Below are 13,997 nucleotides of genomic sequence, written 5' to 3'. Positions count from 1 at the left end.
CGTGAGGCTATTTCTGCCCATTCTTGTGACTTGGCTATGCCTGAGCTCATTCCCATTCTTCAGACCTGAATCCTTACGTTTGCAGGATTGTACAACAATCTTAGACGATCGTTCTATTGCTTGGCCTTGAGGATTCTTAGAATGAGGCTAAAGCAATGAAAAACGATTCCGGCGAATTGCAAACGTCTGGATTTTTATACAAGAGAAAACTCAGTTTTGATTGGGCAAGAAACCTCCTGAGTGACAACAAAAATGCCATGAAAGCTAGCCTTGCTTCTTAAAAAATCCATCCCTATTGATAGAGAAGCAATAAATACTCAATTTCTACGATTGGGACAACCACCGAAATGGCATCAAGTGAAGGAATTAAGAAATGAACATTAAACGAAGTGGCTCACAGCCTTCGGCAAAAGGACTGGCTGAGTATTTTACCGGCACTGTCCGCATTGACCCCCTGTTCGAGGCGCACGATCGAGCACGCACACTTGGTGCCAGTGTCACGTTTAAAGACTTCCCTAATGGGCAACACGCAAAGGAGTAAAAAATGACAACGAACGAGAATGGCAGCTACACAGGAAAGGTTGCGTTTGTGACCGGAGGAGCGAGCGGCATCGGTCGAGCTACGGCGCTGGCGTTTGCCCGTGAAGGTGCCAGCGTGGTGGTCGCTGACATCTCAGAACAGGGCAATCAAGAAACGGCACGCACGATCGAAGAACTCGGCGGTCGGGCGATCGCCGTCAGGTGCGATGTGACGCGAACCGAGGACGTGAAGGCAGCTCTGGACAAGACCGTTGAGGCTTTCGGGCGGCTGGACTTTGCCTTCAACAACGCGGGCATCGAGCCGAGGAAGGCAGCTCCGACCGCGGAGTACGAGGAGGAGGAGTGGAACCGGATTATCGACATCAACCTCCGCGGCGTTTTCCTGTGCATGAAGCACGAGATTCCGCTGATCCTCAAGCAGGGAGGCGGCGCGATCGTCAACACGTCATCGGGCGCAGGAATCATCGGCATCAAGGGCAGCCCCGCGTACACCGCCGCGAAACATGGCGTGATCGGACTGACCAAGGTGGCGGCCCTCGACTACGCCGCGCAGAACATCCGCGTCAACGCCGTCTGTCCCGGCTACATCGACACCCCGATGATGGGTCGCTTCACCGGCGACACGGACGAAGGGCGCGCCAAGGTGATTGCCGAGGAGCCGATCGGACGGATGGGCAAGCCCGAGGAGATCGCTGCGGCAGTTCTCTGGCTGTGCTCGGACGCGGCTGCCTTCGTCGTTGGGCACGCCCTGGTCATGGATGGCGGCCAAACGGTGCAGTGATGTTCGCCGCCTACCCGATCGAACCCTAAACGCACGACAACAAAGCATTGTCGCCATCGCCACCTTCACCGCCAACGCCGATGACTCATCTCGCCACTCAGGAGGTACTCGACGGCAAGGCTGTGGACTGGATGGAACAAGTCAGCGACGAACAATACCAGGCATCAAACGTAAACCAATAGAGGCATCAATTTATGTACAACACGAAAGCTTATTCCGCAGCCAGTGCAACATCACCGCTAGCCTCCGACACGATCGCGCGGCGCGATCCAACCGAACACGACGTACAGATCGAAATCCTTTTCTGCGGTGTCTGCCACTCCGACCTCCATTCGGTACGTAACGAATGGAGCAGCCTCGTGTCCACAGTCTACCCAATTGTTCCGGGTCACGAGATGGTGGGTCGTGTCACCAAAGTCGGCTCGGCAGTTACCAAGTACAAACCTGGCGACCTCGCCGCAGTTGGCTGCATGGTCGATTCTGACGGTACCTGTCCCCATTGCAAAGATGGTATCGAGCAGTTCTGCCCGAACCTGACCCTCACCTACAACTCCACGGACAAGCACCTGGGAGGCGTTACTTATGGGGGCTACTCCGATAGCATCGTCGTCGATGAACGCTTCGTTCTGCGAGTTCCCACCAACCTCGATCTCGCTGGAGTCGCACCGCTCCTCTGCGCCGGGATCACAACCTATTCGCCCCTGCGCCACTGGGGAGTCACCAAGGGTAAGAAGGTCGGCGTGATCGGTCTTGGCGGTCTGGGCCACATGGGCGTGAAGTTCGCCCATGCGTTCGGTGCCCGCGTCGTCGTCTTCACCACCTCGCCCGACAAGACGGAGGACGCGCTCCGCCTCGGTGCTGACGAAGTTGTTGTCTCCCGCAACACCGACGAAATGCAGAAACACTCTGGCAGCTTCGATTTCATCCTCGATACCGTCTCCGCCAAGCACGACATCAACGCCTATCTCAACCTGCTCCGTCTTGACGGCAACATTACCCTTGTCGGCGCACCGGAGAATCCTCTGGAAGTATCGGCATTCAGCCTGATCATGGGTCGCCGCAGTCTTTCCGGCTCTATGATCGGCGGCATCGCTGAAACTCAGGAGATGCTCGACTTTTGCGGCGAGCATAACATCACTGCCGATGTCGAAGTTATCCCCATCCAGAAGGTTAACGAAGCCTACGAGCGACTGCTCAAGTCCGATGTGAAATACCGCTTCTGTATCGATATGGCATCGCTTAAATCTGAATAACCGAGGTGGAACCTCGAAGGAGTAATCATGCAAACGCGCAAACTTGGAAATAGTAATCTGGAAGTCTCGGCGATCGGGCTCGGCTGCATGGGAATGAGCTTTTCCTATGGCCCGCCCAAAGACATACAGGAGATGACCGCTCTTCTGGGGGCTGCGGTCGATCGGGGCATAACATTCTTTGACACCGCCGAAGTCTACGGCCCGTTTTTAAACGAAGAGCTTGTGGGTGAAGCCCTCGCTCCCTTCCGCGATCGAGTGGTCATTGCCACCAAATTTGGGTTCGACATCAGTCCGAATTCCGATCCCCGTGGCATGAAGGGTTCACCCGGACTCAATAGCCGACCGGAGCACATCAAGCAGGCCGTGGAGGGTTCGCTCAAGCGGCTCAAAGTTGAGGCGATCGACCTGCTCTATCAGCACCGGGTTGACCCGAACGTGCCGATCGAAGATGTGGCGGGAGCAGTGAAGGAACTGATTCAGGAAGGCAAGGTTAAGCACTTCGGACTTTCTGAAGCGGGAGTGCAAACGATCCGTCGCGCCCACGCAGTCCAGCCGCTCACGGCTCTCCAGAGCGAATACTCGCTGTGGACGAGGACTCCTGAGAAGGAAGTGATACCAACCCTTGAGGAACTCGGAATCGGCTTTGTCCCTTACAGCCCGTTGGGTAAGGGCTTTCTCACTGGCAAGATGGACGAAAGCACGACCTTCGACAGTTCCGACTTCCGCAGCACCCTACCTCGCTTCACGCCGGAGGCACTCAAGGCGAATCAAGCCTTGATCGATCTGCTCGGCAGCATCGCAGAACAGAAACAGGCGACACCAGCTCAGATTGCGATCGCCTGGCTGCTGGCCCAGAAGCCGTGGATTGTTCCAATCCCAGGTACCACGAAGCTGCATCGCTTGGACGAAAACATCGGGGCAGTCTCAGTGGAACTCACCCAGGGCGATCGGCGTGACATTGATGACGCTGCCTCCAAGATCGCGGTGCAAGGCGCTCGGTACCCCGAAAAGCTGGAGCAAATGACCGGTCGTTGAGCGGCGAAGAATACGTTCTCTCGTTGACATTTCGGTCACCGTAGCAGACTACATACGCGAGACCAACGACTGCTCCGGCAATACCGTCGAGTGGATGGAAAAGGTCAGCGGTGAACAAGACTTGATTAAGATCCGAATAAAAGGAAAATAGGCGTTGCTGATTTACGGTATGCAAGGCAAAATATACAAGTCATAGAAACCATTTTCGACACAGTTTCTGGATTTTAAACTTATTGTTTCATACCCTGATTGAGCAACGCCTCTGTGCGAATGTTTTGTGTGGTTTAATTGCCTATTGCCATCAACCTAAGAAGCACTCTCTTGGGTTTGATTTGGTTTTGCCTCCTTCTGCTTAACCAGAACTGACGTTATACCAATTTTTTATGAGGCTGCATAGAATTCGATTTCCCCAGCCCCCTTAAAAAGGGGGAGCAAGAATTCAAAGTCCCCCTTTTTAAGGGGGATTTAGGGGGATCGCGATTTGTGCAACTTCACATTAAATTGGTATTAGTTAAAACGGAATTTCCTCATCTTCATCTTCCACAGTCTTAGCCGTCATCCGCCAACTGGTAATATACTCGATTTGCACGTCAATTTTGTTAATCGCATCCCCTAACCGCTTTTGGATGTATTGAGTCAGCGTCACCGTAAAATCTAAATCAACTCCCACAGATAGCGCAAGTTTTGCCAAGCTAGCAAAATCTACCTTCAAAATCGAGGAACTGGATAACTTAAAATGGGGAGTATTTTCCTTATTTTGCACCAACATTGCTTTTTTAATGCGCTCTTTCAGATGCTCAACTTCTGAATCCAGTAACTTCCATTCAGGCAAAATTTCTTGATACCTTTTCCCCAGCACTGTTAAATCCTCACTCTCCGGTTCCGGCGCAATTTTTTTAGTAGATTTTCGCCGTTGCTGTACATTAGAATTCAACCGCCAACTCGCAATCTCCTCAACTTCCAAAGATGGATGAGCGATGAGTTCTCCTAACTGTTTTTGAATTTCTTTCGTCAGCGTTACTGGAAAATTTAACTCAATTCCCTCAGTTTGCGTCAGTCTTGCCAGCGTCATAAAATCAACTTTCATTGTTATAGAACTGGAAAGCTCGAAATAAGAACTGTCTTTGAGTTTTTGGGCTAGCATCCCTGCTTTAAACCGTTCTTTAACTTCAGCAATTTCTGAATCTAGCGGCTTCCACTGAGATTCTATTTCCTGATATTTTTCCCCCAATGCTGTCAAGTTTTCCGTTGCGGGTTCGGGGTAACATTGAGCAAGGATTTCTAGCAGGCGGCGATGCACTCCAGCTAAATAAACCGCGTCCATCTTGGCATATTCTAGCTGCTTCTGGGTCAGGGGACGTTTTGCCCAATCCCCGCCCTGTTCGGTTTTATCTACATAAGCTATGCCGCAAAGTGTTTCTATTAAAGTTTTGAGTTGTCGATTAGGTAATGGCAGAATGTAAACTGGAATCTTTCTCGCCATTTGCAATGTACAAGTGACATTTTGGGCGTCGTCATTGCCCAGAAATCTGATGTCATAGCTGGCGTTGTGCAATACTTTTTCAATATTTGGATTGACCATGATTTGGTTGACGAAATCTTTTGCCAATTCAGGTTGATCCAAGACATCTAGTAGAAAAGTGGCATCTCCCGTCGAATCTGTGGAGTCAGCTAACACCTGAATCAGAGATAATCTGGGGTTGGATTTATAGTCTGCTATTTCTGTATCAACCCACAGGATTTTAGCCTGAGAAAATTTAGCGATGAGTGCTTTGATGTCGTTTGCTGCTGTTAAATAAGGCATTTTTACCGACTTTTGCTATTAACTTTAGGGTTATATTATGCTATAGCAATTATCGGATCGATTGTCAACGATTCAAGCACCGGACACGGAATTGCCTTAGTCCTGGGCACACGCAGACCTCAGAAACCCGGTTTCTTCCTATATTTCTCGTTCCTGTTCACAAAACTCGTAGAAACCGGGTTTTTAGCCTCGAGTTAAAAAAAAGAATGCAGTCGATCGCACTATTGAGGATTCCCGCGAACTTCCTCTAAAAACCAGTTCCCTACTTCTGTATTGTCCGTCTGGCGACTGCGGCGCAAACCTTCCTCTAATAAAGCAACTTTTAGCCCAGGCAAAACTTGAGATTCCGTCAGACGTTCGCTTCCCCGGTTAGCAATTATTTTGAAAGCAATAACTTGCGCTTTTTGTACGTCTACTACCCAATATTCAGACACTCCTAATTCTTCATAAATCATTCTTTTGGTACCCAAATCGTCAATGAGAGAACTGTCGGCAATTTCAATCGCTAAATCTGGGGAAACTAGGCTATCCAAATTCACTGCATAACTGCCGCGAGGTGCCGTTTGCACCCGGTCTCCGATGTAGTAAGAAGCATCAGGTTGAGCGCCTCTGACACCCGTTTTGGCGTAGCTACAGTTGACCAGCAGTCTCATTTTTATACCTTTAGCAATGCCAAATAAATTGATTAAGATGACGATAATTCCGCTGTCATCAGCACGATCTGGCCCGACTGCTGCGATTTCAATTCTCAACAGTCCGTTGTAGTAGTAGGATTTTGCTCGATCGTACTCCGGCTGTTTAATAATTTCTATATATTCATCCCAAGTCGCTGTAACCCAGGTATCAGTTAGTAGTTTGGTTTGGAGTTGACTCGTCATTACCTCACCGCAAAAAATCTTTGACTTTTGAGGGAAAACTTCTGACTAGGGGCGATCGCACTTTTACCATTCAGCAGTAAGGTGCGCGGCGCGCACCCTACAAACTATTAAGCTATTACTCTTCTGCCGCTTCCTCAGATTCCGATTCTTCGATCGACTCTTCACCCGCAGGCGGCACTAAAGCCACAGCTACGATCGAATCATCCTCGTCCAACCGCTGCACCCGCACGCCCGTTGCTGTGCGAGATTGCGTGGAAATTGCACTCACAGCCTGACGGATAATAATACCTCGGTTGGTAATAATCATCAATTCGTCATCTTCGTTGACAATTCGCAGCGCAGCTACCCGATCTTTACCCTTTTTCGACTTGAATTTAGTAGCCGTCAATCCCTTGCCAGCCCGTCTTTGCAGTCGGAATTGAGAAACAGGAACTCGCTTGCCGTAGCCGTTGGTGGTGATTACCAACACCGAAGGAACTTCGCTGCTAACTGTCGGAATTTCTTCGGCATCTTCGCCTTCAATTTCCTCAGCTTCCAGTTCTAATTCTTCGTCTTCCAATTCCACATCTTCAGCTTCCAATTCAGCACTTTCTGCTCCTTCAAATTCCGAGTCGCCCGTTTCTAACAGAGCAATTTCTGCTCCCTCAAATTCCGAGTCTCCCGTTTCCAATTCAGCAATTTCGGCAACAATTGAACTCGGCAAAATGTCCATGCTGATCAACTCATCGCCCGATCGCAATTTCATTGATTTTACACCCCGCGTCGCGCGGCCGACAGGGCGCAACTGTTCGTGATTGGTGCGGAAATGAATTGCCATGCCTTGGCGCGTGCCGATGATGATGCTGTCGCCAACTTTTGCTCTCCGCACCCAGCGCAGTTGGTCGCCTTCTTCTAGAGAAATCGCGATTAATCCGTTAGTGCGGATGTTGCCAAAAGCTGAAAGTGCGGTTTTCTTGATGTAGCCGCCGCGAGTCAGCATGACCAAGTATTCTTCGCTGGTGAATTCTGTGACAGACACCATAGAAGTGATTTTTTCTTCTATAGGAATCGGCAGCAGTTGCACCACGGGAGTACCGCGGGCCGTCCGGGAACAGATGGGAATTTGATAAGCTTTGACAGAGTAAACTACGCCCCTGTCGCTGAAGAACAAAACGCTGTCATGATCGCAGCAGGAAAGGAAATGTTCTACTCCGTCGTCTTCTTTCATTTTCGCGCCTGCTTTACCGCGAGTAGCGCGACTTTGGGCCTCGAAAGTGCTGACAGGCATCCGCTTGATGTAGCCTTGCTCTGTGATCAGAATAATTGCTTGTTCGTTGGCAATTAAATCTCTTTCATCGATTTCTCCTTCGGCGTGTTCGATGACGCTGCGCCTAGGAGTAGCGATTTTGGTTTTGATTTCGACTGCTTCGACTTCGGCGATTTCTAAGATGCGTTCCCGACGCGCTAAGATATCTTCCAAATCGGCAATTTTAGTTCGCAGTTCTTCGTGTTCTTGCTGAATTTTTTGCGCTTCTAATGCTGTCAAGCGCCGCAGTTGCATTTGCAAAATTGCGTCAGATTGCTGTTCGGAAAGACCGTAATTATCGATCAATTCCTGTTTCGCTGCTGCGGAGTCTGCAGCGGCGCGAATTAGGTGAATAATTGCATCTAAGTTGTCTAGGGCAATTAATAAGCCTTGCAAAAGGTGGTCGCGTTCTTCTGCTTTGCGGAGTTCAAATTGAGTCCGGCGAGTAATTGTCTCAATGCGGAAGTCTAGGAAGACATTGAGAAATTGGGAGAGCGTAAGTAGTTGGGGTTCCCCGTTTACTAGCGCTAACATATTGGCTCCAAAGTTGGCTTGGAGGGGTGTTTGTTTGTAGAGGTTGTTGAGGACGACGCGGGGATAGGCGTCGCGCTTGAGTTCGATCACGATGCGCATTCCGTCTCTGTCGCTTTCGTCGCGAATGTCGGAAATTCCATCTAATCTTTTGTCGTTGACAAGTTCGGCAATTTTCTCAATTAGCGCTGCCTTGTTTGTTTGGTAAGGCAATTCGGTGATAATAATTGCTTCTTTGTCGGGGCGGCCGGGATGTTCGATGGTTTCAATGCCGGCGACTCCGCGCATTGTAATCGAACCGCGACCGGTGGTGTAAGCGTCGCGAATGCCGCCTCTGCCGAGAATTTGCCCTCCGGTGGGAAAGTCCGGGCCGGGGATGTACTGCATCAATTCCAGGTCGGTAATTCCTGGATTGTGGATTAGTGCTAAGAAACCGTCAATTATTTCGCCCAAATTGTGCGGCGGAATGTTGGTGGCCATCCCCACAGCAATCCCGGAGGAACCGTTGAGCAAAATTTGGGGGATGCGGGCTGGGAGTACCAGGGGTTCTTGCTGGGAACCGTCGAAGTTGTCGCCGAAATCAACTGTTTCGCAGTCGATGTCCCGTAGCATGGCGTCGTGAGTCAAGGCGGTGAGGCGACATTCGGTGTACCGCATGGCTGCCGCAGGGTCGTTGTCTACCGATCCGAAATTACCGTGACCGTTGATTAGGCGTTCCCGCATGGAGAAATCCTGAGCCATCCGCACCAGGGCGTCGTAAACCGCTGTATCTCCGTGCGGGTGATACTTGCCCAACACCTCCCCCACGACGCGGGCGCATTTGCGGAAAGGTCGATCGGGAGTCAAGCCCAATTCGTTCATGGCGTAGAGAATGCGTCGGTGAACGGGCTTGAGACCGTCCCTGGCATCTGGTAGCGCCCGACCGACAATTACGCTCATGGCGTATTCCAAGTACGATCGGGACATCTCATTACCCAGATCCGTCGGGATTATCCGCGACTCAGAGATACTCATAGGTTGAAAAACTCCGTTAAAACTTTAAATTTGACCGCTATAAATCCAAAAAATGTGATAAAATCGGTTTGGATTCAGTAGAGCTGCCAAATATTGCAAATTACTCCTGAAATTATATCACAATTTGCCTTTGACTTTATGGGAATGTCGCCAGAAAAATTAACTGACGAAACAAGGACAATTGGCAATTTGGCAGTTGGTGATTTAGTCATCAATTGGCCAAAGCTAGAAAGGTTTTTTTAGGCTGAAGGATTTCATGCTTTGGTGAGTTTTTTTGACTGCGATCTAAAAAAATAAAATGGTTGGCAGATCGAAATTTTAATTTCACAAAGCCGAATGCCGAATTGAAGCAAACTGAAAATCTAAAATATAAAATATCAACTCTAAAATCTGCTGATGCTACCCGTCATCTACTCCGAAGATTTCTTGCTGCACAAGACTGGAATGCTTCACCCAGAGCGACCAGAACGTTTAACGGCGATCGCGAATGCTCTGAAAGCTGCTCCCTGGGCGGCTCAAATTGAGTGGCAACAGCCCACCCCAGTGGCGCAGCGCGAAAAAGAACTACTCACAGCTATCAAAAAAGTTCACGCGCAAAGATACATCAAAGAAGTCGAACATTTGGCTCATCGGGGAGGTGGCTACCTCGACGGCGACACGCCGATTTCTGCTGAAAGTTACGACGTAGCGCTGCTAGCGGCGAGTGCTTGGCTCGATGGGGTCGATCGAGTGCTGGCAAGAAGCGAACCGGCTTTCGTGCTGGCGAGGCCGCCGGGACACCACGCCGAAAACGCCCGCGCGATGGGTTTTTGCTTGTTTTCCAATGCTGCGATCGCCGCTCACTACGCCCTGGAACAGCCGGGAATCAACCGCGTCGCCGTCCTCGACTGGGACGTGCACCACGGTAACGGCACTCAATCTTTGGTGGAAAACTGCCGGCAAATTGCCTACTGTTCCCTGCACCAATCTCCGTGCTATCCGGGAACGGGAGATGCCGATGAGCGCGGCGCCTACGACAACGTGCTGAACATTCCCCTGTATCCGGGCGGCGGCATAGCTGAATACCTGAGCGCCTTTGAATCTCTTGTCGTGCCGTTTTTGTCAAACTTTGAACCGGATTTGTTGATTGTCAGCGCAGGTTACGACGCTACAGCCTCCGATCCGCTGGCGAGCATGACTCTAGCGCCGTCAGATTTCGGTACTTTCACCGGATACTGTCTGCAAATCACCCGCCGCATCGCCTTTGGTTTGGAGGGCGGTTACGCGCTGAAAGAGTTGGCCGAGTCGGTTGTGGCGACGATCGACCGATGCCTCAATTAGCTGGAAAATTGGCTGACGGGAAAATGACGGAGAGAAGCGGTAATATCATCAAATCTGGTAGCATCCGAATTAATATTACCGGAGATCGGGACACGGCACTGCCGTGTCCCTACAATTATCGGGGTAGGGACACGGCACTGCCGTGTCCTCCGTTTATATCATTGCCGATCGCCCCCACAGCCTTCTTCCCTCTTCCTTCTTCCCTCTTCCCTCTTCCCTCTTCCTTCAGTGACAAGCATCACAAATTTAAGAGATCCAAGTCACTTGGCATCACAGTCTCGGTCACAGATTTTTAGCGCAAAAATCACACCGTGTCAATGTTTTCGATCGCCTTTGGAGTCGATCGCAGAGAGCATAATAGAATTACAATAAGTATGTGAAAATTTTATCTGTCTCAATGAATTAGGAGGTTTATCATGTCAGTTTCTCAAATGACACTCGAAGAGTTATTTGGTCAGGTCATGTTCTCCAGCGTCGTGACTCGCCACGACCGGAGACAGCTCAGATCCGCACTTTTAGAAAGAACGCTGAATGATGATGAGTATGCCATCATCAACCGACTGCTGTACAACGTGCGCCGCGGTTGGGTAAAAATTATCGATTAAAGCCGTGGCAGTCAACTCCCTTTAGGGGAGTTAAAAGTAGAAATTGCCAGTTAAAAACTTTGATATGTGGCATTTCTGCGGGTTAGATTGTGGGCTAGATAGTTCGATGTATTTCGGAACGGTAGTTGATTATTAAAATCGCGATCGACATCAGTTTATCAGTTTATAGGTAGAGATAATTATAAAATAACAGGTTGCGGGTGCATCTCTACTTGTTAAAAAAATGTGAGTTTTGAGTGGCTAACTGAAAAGTTAGAGTTAACTCAGAACTCATTATTTTTGCAAAAAATTCAAAGAAGTAGATTGCGATTTGCCGTGTTCGTTGGGGCGGGTTTACGAGATTATGGGTTTTAGGCACAGATGGTTGGTAAAACCCGCCCCAACAAGTTAAATTTAGAAGCCATTCGCATTCGCCAACCAAACATTCCGGCAATTTGAGCCCGGAAGTGTCAAAATATTAACAACCAGTTCATCCCTAAAATAATATGGCTCCCGCCGTTTTAATTGAAAATCTTCAGAAACGCTACGGCACTGTAGAAGCCGTTAAAGATGTTTCCTTCAAGGCAGAACCGGGGGAAATATTTGGTTTGCTAGGCCCCAACGGTGCAGGCAAAACCACAACCCTGCGGGTACTTTGTACTTTGAGTGCGCCCGATAGCGGACGCATTGAAGTGTCTGGCATTTCTGCTGTCAGTCAGCCGAGAATTGCCAGACAGAAACTCGGCTATGTCGCCCAAGAAGTTGCTCTCGATAAGGTGCTGACGGGCCGCGAACTCCTGCAACTGCAAGCCGCGCTTTACCATTTGCCGCGCAATACGATTAAAGGGCGGATTGACGAAATGGTGCAACTCCTCGGTTTGGAGGAGTGGGAAAATAAAAAGACGGGCACTTATTCCGGCGGTATCCGCAAGCGCCTGGATTTGGCGGCTGGGTTGCTTCACCAGCCGGATGTTTTGGTGTTAGACGAACCGACAGTCGGGCTCGATATTGAAAGCCGGGTGGTAGTGTGGGATTTCCTGCGCCGGTTGCGGGAGGAAGGTACGACGGTTTTGATTACGAGTCACTATCTCGAAGAAGTTGACGCTTTGGCCGATCGCGTGGCGATTATTGACAAGGGTACAGTAATTGCACAGGGCACGCCGGAGGAGTTGAAAAATCGGGTTGGGGGCGATCGGGTGACTTTGCGGATTCGGGAGTTTTCGCCGATCGAAGAAGCCGAAACAGCTAAAACTCTGATGCAATCGCTGCCTTTTGTGCAGGAAGTAATTGTCAATACCGCTCAAGGAAATTCTCTCAATTTAGTAGTAACACCGCAAAGCGACGCGCTGGTGACTATTCAGCAAGCTTTGAAGGATGCGGGATTGCCTACTTTTGGGATTGCTCAATCTCGGCCGAGTTTGGATGATGTGTATTTGGCGGCCACTGGTAAGACGCTTTTGGATGCGGAGTTGGCTGCTGCTAGCAACCGCGATTTGAAGGCGGAACAAAAACAGGCGATGCGATCGTAGTTTAGTTTAGGTGGTTATGGGCGATCGCACTTTTTTAGATGTGAAGAAAGTGGCGATCGTTTTTTTAGCTATAATCTTAAGAGTGAATCGAAAAATACTATAGTGATTTTGGGAGATATTAATAAATGAATCTTGTTTTAGAAGTTGAAGCGCCTCCTTTCCGAGAAGATGCAGCAGGAGCTATTCGGGTGGGAAACTCAAGGGTTTTGCTGGAATTGGTGATTCGAGCTTTTCAGGATGGTGCGTCGCCGGAATCAATTGTGCAGCGTTATTCTACTCTGTCATTGTCCGATGTCTATAGTGCGATCGGCTATTATCTCCGACACCAAGAAACAGTGGAAACTTATCTCAATTATCGCGAGCAGTTAGCAGAGTCCGTGCGTCAGCGTTTGTTGGGCATTCAACCGGATCTGAGCGTTGTGCGATCGCGCTTGTTAGCCCAAAAACAATCTTGAGGATTAACTATGCTGCGGCTGTTGAGCGATGAAAATTTTAATGGCGATATTGTTCGAGGGCTTTTCCTGCGTCAGCCAGACCTTGACTTGCTTCGCGTTCAGGATGTTGGTTTGCGAGAAGCTGACGATCCAACAATTCTCAACTGGGCGGCCCAGAACGATCGCATTGTGTTAAGCCATGACCGAGCAACTATGCCCGATTTGGCTTACGAACAGTTGAGGGATAAGGAACAAATGTCAGGTTTGTTTATAATTAACGATCGAATGCCAGTTAGACAAGCTATTGACGAACTTCTGGTGCTGGTTAACTGTAGCGAACAATCGGAGTGGAAAGGAGTTGTGTTGTATCTGCCATTGTAACAAGTTTTAGACATCCAACACTTGCTCTGCTGTCAGCGCTAATTCTGGGAAAGTTCGGGATATAATTTGCTCAGTTCCTCGGTAAGCAGTCATTTGATAAACCCCATTTTCATCGAGCAGGAAAACAAAAACAGTCGGTTCTTTCGGATTTCCCAAAGAGTTTCTGCTACCCAAAGCTAAATAATCGACAATCCAATATTCAGAAATTCCCAGCCGCTGATATTCATCCAGCTTGTCGATATAATCATCTTCCCAATTTGTCGATACAACTTCTACCGCTAATTGCAGCGGTTCAGTTAGTGCTGAGTAAGCGAAAGGATCTGAGTCCCAGAGATTTTTATCTACTACACTGACATCAGGATTTCGGCCTTGTTCTTTACCATTTGGAGTTAACGTCCTCACCACAATTCTGCCAGAGACCCAGTAGTTGAGCTTGAGTCTTTTTACCTCGTCTTTGAAAGCGTCTGAAAGAAATTCAGCGAGGGTTTCGTGCAGTCTGATTGGTAATATTCTCACAATTTCTCCATTCACAAGTTCATAGCGGCCTTCTTCGTCGGGAAGTTGCTTTACAAATTGCTCGAAACTGAGCATCTGCTTAGGTTGGGTACGAATTGCAGTCATGGTTTTC

General features: G+C 49.3%; 14 protein-coding genes. 10 read left to right on the top strand and 4 right to left on the bottom strand.

What is annotated here, in order from left to right; genetic code table 11:
- Positions 1–155: 155 nt before the first annotated feature.
- From QUA02_RS04140 to QUA02_RS04120, 5 genes are all read left to right on the top strand, one after another.
- Positions 156–281 carry a hypothetical protein gene (locus tag QUA02_RS04140; protein WP_333025518.1) on the top strand — a complete coding sequence of 42 codons (126 nt, stop codon included), beginning with the start codon at positions 156–158 and terminating at the stop codon, positions 279–281.
- A 263-nt stretch (positions 282–544) separates the two neighbouring features.
- Positions 545–1,321 (top strand): SDR family oxidoreductase, encoded by a 777-nt coding sequence (locus tag QUA02_RS04135; RefSeq protein ID WP_333025516.1) that lies wholly within the window; start codon positions 545–547, stop codon positions 1,319–1,321.
- A 47-nt stretch (positions 1,322–1,368) separates the two neighbouring features.
- Complete coding sequence (locus tag QUA02_RS04130; protein WP_333025515.1) at positions 1,369–1,503, top strand: hypothetical protein; 135 nt, start codon at positions 1,369–1,371, stop codon at positions 1,501–1,503.
- Positions 1,504–1,515: 12 nt separating this feature from the next.
- On the top strand, positions 1,516–2,574 hold the full coding sequence (locus tag QUA02_RS04125; protein ID WP_333025514.1) for an NAD(P)-dependent alcohol dehydrogenase: 1,059 nt from the start codon (positions 1,516–1,518) through the stop codon (positions 2,572–2,574).
- A 27-nt stretch (positions 2,575–2,601) separates the two neighbouring features.
- The gene (locus QUA02_RS04120; protein ID WP_333025512.1) at positions 2,602–3,609 is read left to right on the top strand and encodes an aldo/keto reductase; all 1,008 of its coding nucleotides are present in this window, start codon (positions 2,602–2,604) and stop codon (positions 3,607–3,609) included.
- Between the two features lie 511 nt (positions 3,610–4,120).
- Here the strand turns inward: QUA02_RS04120 and QUA02_RS04115 are convergent.
- The 3 genes from QUA02_RS04115 to gyrA all read right to left on the bottom strand — a co-directional run bounded on the left by QUA02_RS04115 (position 4,121) and on the right by gyrA (position 9,121).
- A complete protein-coding gene (locus tag QUA02_RS04115) occupies positions 4,121–5,413 on the bottom strand; it encodes a ribonuclease D (RefSeq protein ID WP_333025511.1) in 1,293 nt (430 codons plus the stop codon).
- A 221-nt stretch (positions 5,414–5,634) separates the two neighbouring features.
- Entirely contained in the window at positions 5,635–6,291 is a 657-nt protein-coding gene (locus QUA02_RS04110; protein ID WP_333025509.1) for a Uma2 family endonuclease, read from the bottom strand.
- A gap of 115 nt (positions 6,292–6,406) precedes the next feature.
- Entirely contained in the window at positions 6,407–9,121 is a 2,715-nt protein-coding gene (gyrA, locus tag QUA02_RS04105) for a DNA gyrase subunit A (protein WP_333025508.1), read from the bottom strand.
- Positions 9,122–9,517: 396 nt separating this feature from the next.
- Here gyrA and QUA02_RS04100 point away from each other — a divergent pair, with 396 nt between their 5' ends.
- From QUA02_RS04100 to QUA02_RS04080, 5 genes are all read left to right on the top strand, one after another.
- Complete coding sequence (locus tag QUA02_RS04100; protein WP_333025507.1) at positions 9,518–10,441, top strand: histone deacetylase family protein; 924 nt, start codon at positions 9,518–9,520, stop codon at positions 10,439–10,441.
- A gap of 416 nt (positions 10,442–10,857) precedes the next feature.
- A complete protein-coding gene (locus QUA02_RS04095) occupies positions 10,858–11,046 on the top strand; it encodes a hypothetical protein (RefSeq protein ID WP_006630996.1) in 189 nt (62 codons plus the stop codon).
- A 485-nt stretch (positions 11,047–11,531) separates the two neighbouring features.
- Positions 11,532–12,554 carry an ABC transporter ATP-binding protein gene (locus QUA02_RS04090; RefSeq protein WP_333025505.1) on the top strand — a complete coding sequence of 341 codons (1,023 nt, stop codon included), beginning with the start codon at positions 11,532–11,534 and terminating at the stop codon, positions 12,552–12,554.
- Positions 12,555–12,679: 125 nt separating this feature from the next.
- The gene (locus QUA02_RS04085; RefSeq protein ID WP_333025503.1) at positions 12,680–13,009 is read left to right on the top strand and encodes a DUF433 domain-containing protein; all 330 of its coding nucleotides are present in this window, start codon (positions 12,680–12,682) and stop codon (positions 13,007–13,009) included.
- Positions 13,010–13,018: 9 nt separating this feature from the next.
- Positions 13,019–13,369: a DUF5615 family PIN-like protein gene (locus tag QUA02_RS04080; RefSeq protein ID WP_333025501.1), complete on the top strand. Its 351-nt coding sequence runs from the start codon at positions 13,019–13,021 to the stop codon at positions 13,367–13,369.
- A 6-nt stretch (positions 13,370–13,375) separates the two neighbouring features.
- Here the strand turns inward: QUA02_RS04080 and QUA02_RS04075 are convergent, their stop codons facing one another.
- A complete protein-coding gene (locus QUA02_RS04075) occupies positions 13,376–13,990 on the bottom strand; it encodes a Uma2 family endonuclease (protein WP_333025499.1) in 615 nt (204 codons plus the stop codon).
- Positions 13,991–13,997 lie beyond the last annotated feature (7 nt).

Origin of the sequence: Microcoleus pseudofavosus SVA1_A4 (assembly GCF_036700565.1) — a bacterium.
Lineage (GTDB): Bacteria > Cyanobacteriota > Cyanobacteriia > Cyanobacteriales > Microcoleaceae > Microcoleus.
The sequence above is the reverse complement of the archived record's forward strand: the minus strand, read 5'-3'. Positions and strand labels throughout refer to the sequence as shown.